The sequence below is a fragment of the Falsiroseomonas stagni DSM 19981 genome, assembly GCF_900114315.1.
Taxonomy (GTDB): Bacteria; Pseudomonadota; Alphaproteobacteria; order Acetobacterales; family Acetobacteraceae; genus Falsiroseomonas; species Falsiroseomonas stagni.
Genome location: NZ_FOSQ01000004.1, coordinates 352375 through 366465, shown reverse-complemented (window position 1 = coordinate 366465; position 14091 = coordinate 352375). Strand labels below are relative to the sequence as shown.

Sequence of the window (14091 nt, the reverse complement as noted above, 5' to 3'; positions counted from 1 at the left end):
CCCCTGTTCACACCCGCTCCATCGGCCTCAGAACAAAGTTAATTTTACGTAGGGCACCGCCCACCGGATTGTTACATCCCCCCCATCCATGATCCGCTCCGCGCGCCTTGCGGAGTGCCTCGCCAATGTCCCTGACGCTGATTGCCGGAACGCCCGGCGACGACAACATCATCGGAAATCCGGAGGGTGACCTCATCCAGGGGGGCGAGGGCAACGACCTTCTCAGCGGCTATGGCGGCAATGATTCGATCGAGGGTGGCGACGGCCGCGACAACATCGCCGGCGACCACCGCATCGGCATCATCTCGGGCAATGCGGGCGATGACACGCTGGATGGCGGTGACGGCGGCGACGTCCTGCGCGGCGAATGGGGCAGCGACAGCCTGATCGGCGGCCTCGGCAATGACATCCTGGAGGCCCGGCACGAACCCGGCGGCCAGGGCAGCGCGGGCCGGGACACGCTGATGGGCGGGGAGGGGGATGACCGCATCCTCCTCCAATCCGTCCTCTCCACCGCCGATGGCTGGAACCCGATCACGCAGGTCGAGGCCGATGGGGGCGTCGGGTTCGACCTCGTCCATATCCTGTTCCCCGGCGTCCTGGACGATGTCTGGATCGACCTGCGGCATGCCTGGCAAGGCGGTACCGGCATCATCCGGCAGCGAGGCGTCACCAGCACCTTCGTCAACTTCGAAGGCATCCTGACCATCCAGGCGGGCCAGGGCGCCGACACCATCCTGACGGGCGACACGGCCGGAACGGCCATCCTCGGGCAGGAGGGTGACGACCTCATCAAGGGCGGCCGGGACACCGCCGCCGGCATCGGCTGGAATGACAGCATGGCGGGCGGCGCCGGCAGCGACACGCTGCTGGCCTATGAGGGCAACGATACGCTGACGGAGGCCGGGGAAACCATCGCGGGCAGCGCCGATCTGCTGCGCGGCGGCCTCGGCAATGATCGCTTCCTGCTCGGCAACAGCACCGTCGCCAGCGCCAGCACCGCGACCGCGCGGGGCGAGGATGGCGATGACAGCTTCCAGATCCGCAACTTCGTCGGCTACATCGATGGCGGCGCGGGCACGGACACGCTTGATTTCGACATGCGCCGCGTGACCGGCGGCGTGGTGCTGGACCTGCGCTCCATCGCAACGACAGGCGGCGGCACCTACGTCGCCGGTGGCGTGGCCGGCGTGATCCGCGGCTTCGAGGATTTCCTCATCCGCACCAGCGACGGCAACGACCTGGTGCGGCTGGGGGACATCGGCCTCTCGATCACGACGCGCAACGGGTCCGATACTCTGATCGGTGGAGCCGGCGGCGACACGCTGTTCGGCTCTGGCTCGGACCTGCGCCAGGACGCCGCAGCGCGTGGTGGCGATGACTGGCTGCAGGGCGGCGGTGCCGGGGACAGCCTCGCGGGCGATGCCGGGTCCGACACGATCTTCGGCTTCGAGGGCGCCGATACGCTGAAGGGTAGCGATGATGCGGACGAGCTGCACGGCGAACTCGGTACCGACCGGCTGGATGGCGGGCAAGGTGCCGACACGCTGATCGGCGGTGATGGCGCAGACCGCGTGATCGGCGGCGCCGGCGACGACCTCATCATCGTCGATGCGGAGATCGGCTTCTACTATGAAGGCGCCCCCGCGCTGGTGGGCGGTGTCGATACGGCGATAGGCGGGGAAGGCGCCGACACCGTCGAAGTGCACGGGTTCGCCGCCCGGGTCGATGGTGGCGACGGCGACGATGTCCTGGTGCTGGAGATGGGTGATGCGACCACCCGCGCCGATCTCCGCCAGGCCAGCGGCGCCTTCCAGGTGGACGGCATCAATGGCCGCATCCTGGGGATCGAGACGATCATCGCCACCCTCTCAACCGGCGATGACCGCCTGCTGCTGGGCGACCAGGCCGCCACGGTCTGGGGGCAGGAGGGTTCGGATACCATCATCGGTGGCAGCGTCGCGGTGGAGATCTGGGGCGGCGACCTCGAGGATTCCCTGGGCGGTGGCACGGGCGCCGATACGCTCTCCGGCCAGGACGGCCACGACACCATCGCGGGGGGCGATGGCGGGGACACCATCCTCGGCGACGATGGCGATGATTCCCTGCGCGGCGAGGGTGGCGGCGACACCATCGATGGCTCCTACGGCAGTGACCGGGTCGATGGCGGCGCGGGCGAGGACAGCCTGGCGGGCGCCGAGGGCAACGACACTGTCTTCGGCGGCGCGGATGCCGATACGCTGCTGGGAAGCAGCGGCTGGGACAGCCTGGCGGGCGGGGGGGGGTCGGACTTCATCATCCTGCGCAACGGCGCCTCCCGCGTCGATGGGGGTGCTGAAGAGGACATGCTGGTGCTGGAATCCATGCCCGGCCCGGTCCGCATGGATCTCCGCCAGCCCAGCGGCGCCTTCCAGGTCGATGGCACCAACGGCCGCATCCTCGGGATCGAATTGGTGGACGCCACGCTGTCCTCCCAGGCGGACCGCGTCCTGCTCGGGGCACAGGCCGCGACAATCCGGGGGCAGGAGGGTTCGGACACCCTGGCCGCCGGGACCGGCAAGGCGGATTTCGCGGGCGGCGACGATGCCGATTCACTGGTCGGCGGCACCGGCGCCGACACGCTCTCCGGCGATGCCGGCGACGATACCCTGTCCGACCAGGCGGGGAACAACAGCCTGGTCGGCGGCGAGGGCGCCGACCTGCTGGTGGCGGGGGACGGCAACGACACGCTGGTGGGCGGCGCGGGCGACACGCTGGATGGCGGCGACGGCTTCAACAACTACACCATCGACTTCGTCTGGGATCCGCTGGCGCCCTCGGCCGCAACCATCCTGCTGGACGCGACCGACAGCTATGGCGACGTGCTCCACCTCGACGGCATCGACGCCAACCCCCTGACCGCTGAGGACGACGACTTCAGGGAGGTCGATGCCCTGACCGGTGTAGCCGGCCAGGCCGTCGCCCCTCTCGACTCCCCGACCTGGAGCCTGGACCTGGATGGCGACGCGGTGGCGGACCTGATCCTCCAGTTCCGGTCGGTGCCGCAGTTCCTCGTCGTCTGGTAGCGCTTCCCTCCGCCGCCATCGGCCTCAGGCGGGGCAGGGTTACCCCAGCCGGGCGGCGGCCTCTTCCGCTTCCGCCCGGCGCTTCGGCGCCATCCGTGCATTCACCGCCTGCACCCGCGTCAGCACCCCTGGCGGTGCGGTCGCGGCACTCCCGGCCTCGAAGGGCGGCGCTGGCGCGTATTCCAGGCCCAGCTGCACGGCCTGCGCCGCTTCCTCCCCCGCGATCTCCGCCAGCACCGTCAGCGCGAAATCGATCCCCGCCGTCACGCCGCCGCCGGTGATCACATTGCCGTCCCGCACCACGCGCTCCGCCACCGGGATCGCGCCGAACAGCGGCAGCAGGTCATGCCAGGCCCAGTGCGTAGTGGCGCGCTTGCCCTTCAGCAGCCCCGCCGCCCCCAGCACGAAGGCGCCCGTGCAGACGGAGGTGACGTAGCGCGCCCCCGCCGCCAGGCGCCGCACTTCCGCGATGAAATCCTGGTCCTGCGCCACCACCGTGGCGCCGGGCCCGCCCGGGATGCAGATCAGGTCGCAGCGATCGACGGCGGCGATGGCCAGCGTATCCCCGAAGACCAGCCCGTCCGCCGGCACCGCCCCGCCCGCCGGGCTCGCCACCAGCACCTCGCCCCCCGGCAGGCGGCTCAGGAACTGGTGCGGCCCGGTGAAGTCCAGCTGCGTCATACCGGGATAGATGACGAAGAGAACCCTGAACCGCTCGCTCATGCCGTCGTTCCCCCCGCATCATCCAGCGCCAGCAGTGCAAAACTCGCGAGCCAGTGCCCGCCCATGTAGTGGTCATCGAGGTGCGGCATGGAAGCCGCCAGATGCGCCGCGGCACTCTCCTCCATCACCGCCCGTCTCATGTCGGCGCCCTGGAGCGTTCCCGCCAGGATGCGCCAGCACCAGGCGCGGGACAGGTTCAGCCCATCCAGATGCGCGATCCGCCCATCCGTGCGGTCCGATACCCGTGCCGGCGTGAACAGCGCGGCCGGGCGCCGCGCGCCGATCCAGGGCAGGAAGCGGTCGAACCAGGGCGCGAAGCGGGCAGCGGGGATCAGCCGCGCCAGGCACGCCGCCTCCATCAGCGTCGGCGAGAGGAAATCCTCGCCGGAGGGCTCCCACGCCTGCGCGTCCCGGTCCTCCGCATGCCAGCGCCAGGCGGTCTCCCGGATCAGCGCCAGCAGCGCCGGGTCCTGCGCCTCCGCCCAATCGGCGGCCAGCATCAGCGCGAAGGCGGTATTGGTGTGCATCCCCGCGCGGGAGGGATAGTCCGCCATCGGCAGGTGGCTGCGGAATCGCGCGGCAAACACCTCCGCCAGCGGCGCCAGCCTGGCACCCCAGACGGGGTTCGGCAGCGCATCCAGCTCCGCCTGCAGCTTCAGCAGCCAGGCCCAGCCATAGGGCCGCTCGAACCCCCGGGACGATGGCCGGGCGAGGTAGGCGCATTCCGCCGCCACTCCGGTTTCCGTGAAGGCCGCGTCGAAGCGCGCCGCGATCGCGCCGGCGCCTGGCATCTGCGGAAAGCGCCGCAGCAGCCGCGCCAGCATCCAGTGTGCATGGACGCAGGAATGCCAGTCGAAGCTGCCATGGAAGAGCGGATGCAGGACGGAAGGCGCCTGCAGGTCCGCCGGCCCCGTCAGCACATGGTCCAGCTTCTGCGGCCATTCCTGGCCCACATGGCCGAGCGCGATCCGCGCCAGCCGCTCCGCCAGCGCCTCGTCCAGCACCTCAGCCACGACGCGGGCCGCGCCCTTCCGGGTAGGGCCAGCGCGGATCGTTGAATTCCTGGAATTCCAGCAGATAGCCCTCGGGATCGCGGAAGAAGCAGGAATAGACGGTCTTGCCGCCCGACACATGCGGCGGGCCGTCGAATTCGATCCCGCGCGCCTTGTAGTGCTCGTAGGCGCGCTCGACATCCTCGACGAGGAAGGTGAAGACCATCCCCTTGGTGCCGAGCGGCCGCCCGGGCTTGTTGCACACGCCGAGGAACCCCGTCGGGCTCACCTGGAAGACCCGGCAGATCCCCTGGTCCAGAACCTGCTTCAGCCCGATCACATCCCGGTAGAAGGCGGCGAGCCGGTCCAGGTTCTCCGTGTAGAGCCAGACCACATTCTGCTCGATAAAAATTCCTGCCCCAGAAGTTTCTGTCCCTGCGGCGGCATCCGTTGCCATCATTCTCTCCATCCAGGCCCAGGCATGGAACGCAAGCGGCGTGGCCATGCGCGGCAAGCATGCACGATCCCGCGCGCCCCCGGAACCGTGCCAGGACCCCCGTTGGAACGCACACCCGCAATGCCCTTATCCTGCCACAAGGCGGGCCGTTGCCCGCGGGCCACAAGGCGGGCAATTGCCCGCGCAGGAGACGCAGTCGCATGACCATCCAGCTCGGCCAGGTCGCCCCGGATTTCACCGCGGAGACCACCCAGGGCACGATCCACTTCCATGAATGGCTCGGCTCCTCCTGGGGCGTCCTGTTCAGCCACCCCAAGGACTTCACCCCCGTCTGCACGACGGAACTGGGTGAGACCGCGCGCCTCAAGCCCGAATTCGACGCCCGCGGCGTGAAGGTCATCGGCCTGTCCGTCGATACGCTCGATCGCCATGCCGGCTGGGACGCCGATATCGCGGATACGCAGGGCACCGCCGTCAACTTCCCGATGATCGCGGACCCGGACAAGCATGTCGCCGCCCTCTACGGCATGGTGCACCCGGAGGCCGATCCCTCCATCACCGTCCGCACCGTCTTCGTCATCGACCCGAACAAGAAGGTGCGCCTGTTCATGGTGTACCCGCCCAGCACGGGCCGGAACTTCGACGAGATCATCCGCGTGATCGACAGCCTCCAGCTGACGGACCGCGCCAAGGTGGCGACGCCCGTGAACTGGCGCCCCGGCGGCAAGGCCATCATCCCGCCCTCGATCAGCGACGAACAGGCGAAGAGCCTTTTCCCGCAGGGCTGGAAGACGGATCGCCCCTATCTGCGTTGGGTCGATGTGAAGTAGGGGAGGGGACGATGGACGGGGGCGCACAGCTATCCGGCGTGGCTGATGGCTTCTGGGGGGCGGTCGGCAACACCCCCCTGATCCGGCTCCGCCGCGCCTCCGCCGCCACGGGGTGCGAGATCCTGGGCAAGGCGGAATTCATGAACCCCGGCGGCAGCGTGAAGGATCGCGCGGCGCTCGGCATCCTGAAGGACGCGGTCGCGCGCGGCCAGCTCGTCCCCGGCCAGCCCGGCACGATCGTGGAGGGCACCGCCGGCAATACCGGCATCGGCATCGCGCTGGCCGCCAACGCCATGGGCTGGCGCAGCGTCATCGTGGTGCCGGAAACCCAGTCGCGGGAAAAGCTGGACTACCTCCGCATGATCGGCGCCGACCTTCGCCTGGTCGCGCCCAAGCCCTTCAGCGATCCCGGCAACTATGTCCATGTCTCGAAGCGCCTGGCGGAGGAGATGGGCGCCGTCTGGGCCAACCAGTTCGACAACCTGGCCAACGCCGCCGTGCACGACGCCACCACCGGCCCCGAGATCTGGGACCAGACCGATGGCCGCATCGATGCCTTCACCTGCGCCTGCGGCACCGGCGGCACGCTGGCCGGCATCGCCCGCGCGCTGAAGTCCCGAGACCCCAAGGTGCGGATCACGCTGGCCGATCCCGATGGCAGCGCGCTCGCCTCCTGGGTCCGCACCGGCACCTTCAAGGCGGAGGGCAATTCGATCACGGAAGGCATCGGCCAGGCCGCCCGCGCCCCCGGCAACCTCGCCGCCGCGCGCGCCTTTATCGATGACGCCGTGAATGTCAGCGATGCGGAGGCACTGACGGAAGTCTTCGACCTGCAGATGCATGAAGGCATTTCCGTGGGCGGCAGCGCCGGCCTGAATGTCGCCGCCGCCATCAAGGTGGCCCGCGACCTCGGCCCCGGACACACCGTGGTGACGATCCTCTGCGACGGCGCCGCGCGCTACCAGTCGAAGCTCTTCAATCCGGAATTCCTGCGGGAACGCGGCCTGCCCGTGCCGTCCTGGCTGGAGTGAGCGCGCCATGGCGCTGGAAATCGTCGAACTCGCCCGCACCATCCGCGAACGCGACCCTGCCAAGCCCGGGTGGCTGGAGGCGATGCTCTGCTATGCCGGCCTGCACGCCGTGCTGTGGCACCGCCTGTCCCATGCGCTGTGGCGCGCCGGGCTGCGCGGTGTCGCGCGCCTTTCCTCCCACATCGCCCGCTTCCTGACGGGCATCGAGATCCACCCCGGCGCCACCATCGGCCGGCGGCTCTTCATCGACCACGGCATGGGCGTCGTGATCGGGGAGACGGCGGAGATCGGCAATGACGTGCTGATCTACCACTCCGTCACCCTCGGCGGCCTGTCCGGCCAGCCCGGCAAGCGCCATCCCACGATCGAGGACAAGGTGACGATCGGCGCCGGCGCCCAGGTGCTGGGCCCCATCCTGGTCGGCCGCGGCGCGCGCGTGGGCGCCAATGCCGTGGTCGTCTCCGCCGTCGCGCCCGGCTGCACCGTCGTCGGCATCCCCGCCCGCCCACCCCGCGGCCAGCCCTGCCAGGACCCCTCCATCGGCTACGGCCTCGGCACGGCGGATGAGGATCCGGTTGGCGAACAGCTCGCGGCCATGCGGGCGGAGATCGCGCTGCTGCGGGCGGAACTCGGCGCATTGAGGAACGCGCAGCGGGAGGGGGTGTAGTGGCCCGAAGGGGGAGCACTGCTCCTTGCCGTCCCCCCTTGGCACCCCCTCGCCAGGGTCCAAGGGGACCCTGGACCGCCAGCATTTCAGGAAGGATGCTGTCGGCGCAGCTATCGTGATGACGGCGAGTGCCAAATGAGCGATCAGCGCTCGCTGACCGACTCAGGTCGCGCTTGGCTCGCGCAGATTCGGCGCGCAAGGAACATCACGCAGTGCGGCTGGTGGACACGCCCATACGGCCTGGCCGTGCGAAGGGGTCGCCGCAAGGCTTGCCCGCGTCAGCCCCGCAGCATGGCCGCATGGCGATCCCGGATCGCCCGCCGCGCAGCGGCATCCCGCGTGCCCCGCAACGCCGCCGTGGCCGCCTGCCGGGCGTGGCGCGCCGGCACCGCCCGTCGTGCCGGATCGGGCTCCACCGCCGCGACCCCGGCCAGCACCTCCAGCGTCCGGATCATCACCGCGGGCTGTCCGGCGGCACCCTGGCGCAGCATGTGGAACATGGCGTCGGCCAGGCCCTCGTAATCTGTTGCCGGCCGTACCAGGCGGACCTCGCCCCCACGCCTGAAGACGCCATCCGGCAGCGCCCGCCCCGCCAGCGTCGCGCCCAGCCGGTCCAGCACGCCGATGGCGGTGAAGGGGTCGTTGATCCCCGGTGACAGCGCCCGCAACGCGATCTCCACCAATTGCCGCACGGCGTGTTCCAGATCCTGCTCCACGCTGCGGGACTGGCCGAGCACCATCGCCTCCGCCAGCGCCGCCTGCGCCTCCTCCCGCATCCCTGGCGGGCTGACCCGCCCCACGACGCTGCCCGGCAGGACGAACCCGCCCGCCCGCAGGTCGAGGTGCAGCACCGCCCCACACCGGGCCGCCCAATCCGCCAGCGACGCATTGTCCAGCACCCGCAGGTAGCCGCCGCCCGGCGCCCGCAGCGTCGCGGCATCGGGCGCGGGCCCGGCCGCCGCCCCAGGGTCCGTCCCATCCCCGCACGCCTTGTCCAGCGCCTGGTCAAGCTCCGCCGCCACCAGCGCCACCACCCGGTCCACGCTGATGGAGGCCGCGACATGGTGCAGGAACCAGATCAGCACGCCGATGCAGCCGAACCCCATCAGCAACCCGACGGAGACCGCGAGCTGCGGCACGAAGGCGCCGCCAACCCCCTCATGCACCGACCGCGGCGCGACCAGCGAAAAGGCGAAGGTCGCGACCAGCGCGCCCAGCGCATACTGGTTGCCGGCATCGCTGGTGAAGCTCCGCAACAGGCGCGGCCCCATCGGGTTCGACGCCAGCGTCAGCGCCGCCACGGTGATCGAGAAAGTGGTCCCCGCCACCCCGATGGTCGCACTCGCCAGCACACCCGGCACGTCCCGCGCCCCCGCCGCGGCGCCGCCATAGACGAGGTCATCCACCGCGTCGGGCAGGGTGACCGCGCCCTCCAGCCGCACCAGCGCCTCCGCCAGCAGGATGGTGGAAGCGGTCATCACCGCGGGGCGAAGCCAGAAGGCGGCACGGAGATCCGCCCACCATTGCCGCAACCGCGCCGCTGTCACCGTGCCGCTTCCCCGCGCTACCCAGCGGCGGCAACGGCCCGGCACGGCGCCGGTTCACCGCGGCGGCGGGGGCCGGCTTCGGGCGGAAGGCGCTAGCGGCAGGCCACCGCCACGTTGCCGGAAGGCTCCTGCCGCGCCGTGCAGGCCTCGACCCGCGCGGCGAGTTCCACATCCGTGGCCGCCCCGCTGCGGTACTTGCAGCGGATGGTGACGGTGCGGCCCTCGGCATAGATCGGGCCGAGGGTGAAGACGCTCGCCCCCGCCCGCCTTCCATCCGGCATCAGATAGGCCAGGTCGGCGGGCGGCCCATCGAAGACGTCGATGGCCTGCACCGGATCGCCCGCCCGGGCCGGGCAGGCGGAGGGCGCCTGCGCCGCCGCCGGCGCGGCAAGCGACACCGCCAGCGGCAGCGCGGCGGCCAGGCGCCTACAGCGGCTCCACGACATGGAAGCCATCCCCGCGGTTGGACACGCCGGTCCCGGTCCAGCGGATGAGGCGCGGGCCGATCGCCTTGGGGTTCGTCCCGGTGACCCACTGGTCATAGACATGGATGCCCTGGGTGTCCTTCTTCACGAAGATGGCGGCGTGCCCTTCGTAGCGCCCCTGCGCGTTGAAGGTCGCGATCACGGTTCCGTCGGCGATCTCCGTCGCCTCCTTCACCAGCGCGCCCTTCTTCCACTGCGCCGTGCTGACCGGCAGGGTGGAGCAGGCGCGCGTCACGAAGGACACGCATTGCCCGCAGAAATCCGGCCCGCTCCGCTTCGCCAGCGGCGGCACCGCGTCATAGGGCTTGAGGGCCGAGGTCCGCGTGCAGACCCACTTCCCGACAGGGGCGTTCACGTTCTTCGTGTAGCCGGTGGCGATGAACGGCATGGATGACCACTCCTGGGATGGATCCGCACGGGGAGGGGCAGGGACCGGACGGGCTGATGGAATCGTTTTTGCCCCGGTCTGTCCAGGCCCATGCCCCCGGCTTGACCCCATCGCCCGCCCGCCCGACCCTGCCGGCATGATAGGGAAGACCGGATGGCCACGCGCAGTACCCTGGGCAGCACGCTCTTCTGCGAGATCGATCTCGACGCTCCCGGCAAGCGCCACGGCTTCCTCCGGCTGCCGCATTCCACCCATGCCAGCGCCTACGGCTTCATCCCGATCCCGATCGGCGTGATCGTCGGCGGGCCCGGCCCGACGGTCATGATCGTCGCCGGCAATCATGGCGATGAACACGAAGGCCAGGTCGTCGCCGGCCGGGTGATGCGGGAGGTGGTGCCGCAGCACGTCACCGGCCGCCTCATCATCCTCCCCGCCGCCAACTTCCCCGCCGCCCGCGCGGGGCTGCGCACGAGCCCGATCGATGGCGGCAACCTCAACCGCCTCTTCCCCGGCGATCCCCTCGGCACCATCACCCAGCAGATCGCCTTCCACATCACGGAAGACCTGCTGCCCCGCTGCGATGCGGTGCTGGACCTTCATTCCGGCGGCTCGTCCCTGATGTACGCGCCCTCGGCCCTCATCCGCCGCGGCGACGACCCGGCGCGGTTCGCGCAGGCGTTGGCACTCCTGAAGGCCTTCGGCGCGCCGCTCTCCTACATCGTCCAGCCCGGCACCAATGGCGGCCGCACCCTGTCGGACACGGCGTATCGAGCGGGGGTGCTGCATCTCGGCACCGAACTGGGCGGCGGCGGCCATGCGGGGGCGGAGGCGATCCGGGTCGCGGAACGCGGCGTCGCCGGCGCGCTCCGGCACCTCGGGGTGTGCGACCTCGACTGGGATGCCGGCCCGCCGCGCCCACCGACGCGCATCCTCGACCTCGGCGGCCCCGACTACTACGTCTTCGCGCCTGACCCCGGCATCTTCCAGCCCCTCGCCGAGCCCGGTGACAGGGTCACGAAGGACCAGCCCGCCGGCCTCATCCACCACACCGAAACCCCCTGGCGCGCCCCCACGCCGGTCCATTTCGCCATCGACGGCATCGTCCTGGTAAAACGCTGGCCGGGCATGACGGCGCGCGGCGACTGCCTTTTCCACCTCGGTACGGAGACTGACCTGTGACTGACGAGAACCCCGTCCTCGCCACCCGCGACGGGCCTGTGATGCGCATCACCCTCAACCGCCCCCACCGTCGCAACGCGATGAGCGAGGCGCTGGTCGCGCGCCTCGATGAACTCCTCGCCGAACTCCGCGCCGATCCCACCATCCGCGTCGTCGTCCTCTCCGGCGCCGGTGGCCATTTCTGCGCCGGGCTCGACCTGACGGAGGTCGGCGCGCCGGAGGACCCGGCGGTGAAACTCGCCCGCCAGCAGGCCCGCAACCGCGCCACCGGCCAGCGCTTCGCCGCCATCTCCGAACTGCCGCAGGTCGTCATCGCCGCCATCCAGGGCTCCGCCTTCGCCGGCGGCCTCGGCCTGGTCACGGCCGCCGACATCGCGCTGGCCTCGGCGGACGCCCGCTTCTCCGCCCCCGAGGTCCGCCGCGGCCTGGTGCCCGCCCAGATCCTTCCCTGGCTGGTCCGCCGCATGGGCCGCAGCGAGGCCACGCGCATCTGCCTGCAAGGCCATGTGCTGGACGCCGCGGAAGCCGCCCGCACCGGCCTCGTCCACCAAATCCTCCCCGACGTCGAAGCGCTTGAGGCGGAACTCGCCCGCGTGATCGCCGACATCCTTGAAGGCGCCCCCGGCGCCCTGGCAGAGACCAAGGCCCTCCTCGCCGCCCTCGGCCCCGTCGCGACGGAGGCCTATGCCGAGGCCGGCGCCCAGGCCTTCGCCCGCCGTAGCGCGGACCCCGAGGCGAAGGAGGGGATCGCGAGCTTCAAAGAACGGCGCAAGCCGTCCTGGGCGCCGGGGGCATAGTCGGCGTCCCGTCAGGCAAAACCTTCCTCCCAGTGGATGGCGCCAAGGCTGGTCCACCTGATTCGGAAGCCCTGCGGATGGTCCTGGAAGCCTGGCTTGCGGGCCATGCGGCGGATCGCCGCATCCAACTGCGCGCGCGTGGAATAGAAGCCGATGAGCTTGTAGCCCATATCCTCGAAGGCTTGGCCGTTCTCGCGTGAGATCTTGTAGTGTGATAGCTCCCAGAGCTCATCCGGCCGGTCCGGCTTCGGTTTGGCTGCGATGAACTCCTCCTCCCGCTCCAGATTGCGGGACGTATCGCCGAAATTCTCCGCCAAAGCTTCGTCTGTTCCGAAGATCCCGGACCCATCGCCGGCCACGGCGAGATCGTCGCCGCCCGGGTTGGGTAGAAAACCGTCCGACCAATAGGTCCGATCCACCTCGAACGGGAACAAGCGGAACCCATCGGGAAAGTCCCGAAATCCCGGTTGGCCGGCGACGCGCCCGATAGCCGCCGCCGCCTCATCATCGCGGCGGTATGCCCCGATGAATTTTGCATGGTGCGTCTCAGCATTCAGCACGTCGCCCGGGACGAATCCGTAGAAATGCCAGAGGGTCTGGATGATCATAGGCGCCGACCCGCCGTCGGCTTGATGATCAGGCAAAGCCATCCTGCCAGCGCACGTTTCCTATCGTGATCCAGGTGAGGCGGAATCCTTCGGGGTGATCGCGGAAGCCAGGTTTGCCGCGAAGCATCGCGATGGCCTCCTCCGCTAGGCGCCGGGTCGTGTAGAAGCCAATCAGCTTGTAGCCCATATCCTCAAACGACTGATCGTTTTCGCGGCTGATCTTGTAATGTGAGAGGTCCCAGAGCTGGTCGGGACGGTCGGGCTGCGGCTTGGCTGCAAGAAACGCTTCTTCGTCTTCCATGTCGCGGTCGGTGTCCCCGGCAAAATCGAGCAGCGCCGAATCATTGCCAAAAATGCCTGAACCATCGTCCGCGATCGCCTCGTCAGCGGCACCGCTGCCTTGCAGGAAGCCATCGGCCCAATAGGTGCGATCGACATCGAAGGGAAACAGGCGGAACCCGTCGGGATGGTCGCGGAAGCCTGGCTGATGCTGAACCCTCGCCACCGCGGACGCCGCCTCCGCCTCGTCCTTGTAGGCGCCGATCAGCTTGCCATGGTGGTCCTCGGCATTAAGGACGTCCCCAAGCGCAAATCCATCGAAATGCCACAGGGTCTGGATGATCATGGATGTGCCCTCTGTCTGCATCTTATTCACGGCCACGGCCGCCTGGAATTCGCGGCATGCGGAAAGCCCGCGAGCCCCATTTCACGAGCTTTCGATGCTCTGCCCTGCGATCTTCGTTCTCACGCCACCCATCCCCCCAGCGATCCCTCATGATCCTGTCCGCATACTGATGCGGTGTCTCGTTCTGCCCCCTTGGAGCACGCTCCGCCCAGCTGGGTATTCTATCGGCATTCTCCTTGCCACTTTGTCGAGGAATACGCTCCATCGGTGGTCCCGGATCGGCATCGCGCGGTCTTTGCGGCGTGGGCGGGGGTGTTGGCTGATTTCTGCGGGTGCCCCTTCCCATAACCGGGGTAGCGACATCATCCTGCGCTCCGCCATGGGCGTCCTCGCCTTTTGGAGCTCTCCCCGCATCGGCCTTGCCGTCGCCATCGGATCCCGGCGGGGCGCGCCGGTAATGCGCTTCGACCTGCACGGCCTTGCCGTTGACCTTGCGGGTGTAGCTGTCCACGAAGACCAGGCCGGAGCCGTCAGGCTCACCCTTCCCCAGCGCCTGGAAACCACCCGTTACCCAGTTCGAAAAGGCAGTTCGCTCAGGATGCCAGGGCCGCCAGTAGCGCTCATCCCGCATTGCCCGGCGCAGCGCTCCCTCAGTGATTGGCATTCGAATGGTCATCGCGGCCTCCTTCAATGAGAC

15 protein-coding genes are annotated in these 14091 nt (G+C 69.6%); 6 read left to right on the top strand and 9 right to left on the bottom strand.

The features are described 5' to 3' along the window. Positions 1 to 125: 125 nt before the first annotated feature. Positions 126 to 3065, top strand: coding sequence for a calcium-binding protein (locus BM041_RS14100; protein ID WP_092960475.1), 2940 nt, complete (start codon positions 126 to 128; stop codon positions 3063 to 3065). Between the two features lie 39 nt (positions 3066 to 3104). Here the strand turns inward: BM041_RS14100 and BM041_RS14095 are convergent, their stop codons facing one another. Genes BM041_RS14095 through BM041_RS30950 form a run of 3 tightly spaced genes read right to left on the bottom strand, consistent with a single transcriptional unit; the run spans position 3105 to position 5285 of the window. Continuing rightward, positions 3105 to 3788, bottom strand: coding sequence for a DJ-1/PfpI family protein (locus tag BM041_RS14095; protein ID WP_092960473.1), 684 nt, complete (start codon positions 3786 to 3788; stop codon positions 3105 to 3107). Continuing rightward, on the bottom strand, positions 3785 to 4801 hold the full coding sequence (locus BM041_RS14090; RefSeq protein WP_245762081.1) for a DUF2891 domain-containing protein: 1017 nt from the start codon (positions 4799 to 4801) through the stop codon (positions 3785 to 3787). The genes BM041_RS14095 and BM041_RS14090 overlap by 4 nt, the downstream gene beginning before the upstream one ends. Beyond that, positions 4794 to 5285: a VOC family protein gene (locus BM041_RS30950; protein WP_092960469.1), complete on the bottom strand. Its 492-nt coding sequence runs from the start codon at positions 5283 to 5285 to the stop codon at positions 4794 to 4796. The genes BM041_RS14090 and BM041_RS30950 overlap by 8 nt, the downstream gene beginning before the upstream one ends. Positions 5286 to 5437: 152 nt before the next feature. On the opposite strand from BM041_RS30950, the gene BM041_RS14080 reads away from it, so the two are divergent. The 3 genes from BM041_RS14080 to cysE are packed head-to-tail and all read left to right on the top strand — an operon-like array spanning position 5438 to position 7765. Beyond that, complete coding sequence (locus BM041_RS14080; RefSeq protein WP_092960467.1) at positions 5438 to 6067, top strand: peroxiredoxin; 630 nt, start codon at positions 5438 to 5440, stop codon at positions 6065 to 6067. 11 nt (positions 6068 to 6078) lie between these two features. Further along, a complete protein-coding gene (locus BM041_RS14075) occupies positions 6079 to 7098 on the top strand; it encodes a cysteine synthase A (protein WP_092960465.1) in 1020 nt (339 codons plus the stop codon). A gap of 7 nt (positions 7099 to 7105) precedes the next feature. Next, on the top strand, positions 7106 to 7765 hold the full coding sequence (cysE, locus tag BM041_RS14070; RefSeq protein ID WP_092960463.1) for a serine O-acetyltransferase: 660 nt from the start codon (positions 7106 to 7108) through the stop codon (positions 7763 to 7765). Between the two features lie 278 nt (positions 7766 to 8043). Here the strand turns inward: cysE and BM041_RS14065 are convergent, their stop codons facing one another. The 3 genes from BM041_RS14065 to BM041_RS14055 all read right to left on the bottom strand — a co-directional run bounded on the left by BM041_RS14065 (position 8044) and on the right by BM041_RS14055 (position 10185). After that, positions 8044 to 9312 (bottom strand): DUF2254 domain-containing protein, encoded by a 1269-nt coding sequence (locus tag BM041_RS14065; protein WP_139226058.1) that lies wholly within the window; start codon positions 9310 to 9312, stop codon positions 8044 to 8046. A 92-nt stretch (positions 9313 to 9404) separates the two neighbouring features. Continuing rightward, positions 9405 to 9758: an STY0301 family protein gene (locus tag BM041_RS14060; RefSeq protein ID WP_092960459.1), complete on the bottom strand. Its 354-nt coding sequence runs from the start codon at positions 9756 to 9758 to the stop codon at positions 9405 to 9407. Further along, complete coding sequence (locus BM041_RS14055) at positions 9739 to 10185, bottom strand: BPSL0067 family protein (protein ID WP_092960457.1); 447 nt, start codon at positions 10183 to 10185, stop codon at positions 9739 to 9741. The genes BM041_RS14060 and BM041_RS14055 overlap by 20 nt, the downstream gene beginning before the upstream one ends. 153 nt (positions 10186 to 10338) lie before the next feature. Between BM041_RS14055 and BM041_RS14050 the strand changes: the two genes are divergently transcribed. Next, entirely contained in the window at positions 10339 to 11364 is a 1026-nt protein-coding gene (locus BM041_RS14050; protein ID WP_092960455.1) for a succinylglutamate desuccinylase/aspartoacylase family protein, read from the top strand. Next, on the top strand, positions 11361 to 12161 hold the full coding sequence (locus tag BM041_RS14045) for an enoyl-CoA hydratase/isomerase family protein (protein ID WP_139226057.1): 801 nt from the start codon (positions 11361 to 11363) through the stop codon (positions 12159 to 12161). The genes BM041_RS14050 and BM041_RS14045 overlap by 4 nt, the downstream gene beginning before the upstream one ends. 11 nt (positions 12162 to 12172) lie before the next feature. Here the strand turns inward: BM041_RS14045 and BM041_RS14040 are convergent, their stop codons facing one another. The 3 genes from BM041_RS14040 to BM041_RS30595 are packed head-to-tail and all read right to left on the bottom strand — an operon-like array spanning position 12173 to position 14070. After that, entirely contained in the window at positions 12173 to 12769 is a 597-nt protein-coding gene (locus BM041_RS14040) for a hypothetical protein (protein ID WP_092960451.1), read from the bottom strand. 28 nt (positions 12770 to 12797) lie between these two features. Then, positions 12798 to 13394 carry a hypothetical protein gene (locus tag BM041_RS14035; protein ID WP_092960449.1) on the bottom strand — a complete coding sequence of 199 codons (597 nt, stop codon included), beginning with the start codon at positions 13392 to 13394 and terminating at the stop codon, positions 12798 to 12800. Positions 13395 to 13416: 22 nt separating this feature from the next. Then, complete coding sequence (locus tag BM041_RS30595; RefSeq protein ID WP_175533924.1) at positions 13417 to 14070, bottom strand: hypothetical protein; 654 nt, start codon at positions 14068 to 14070, stop codon at positions 13417 to 13419. Positions 14071 to 14091 lie beyond the last annotated feature (21 nt).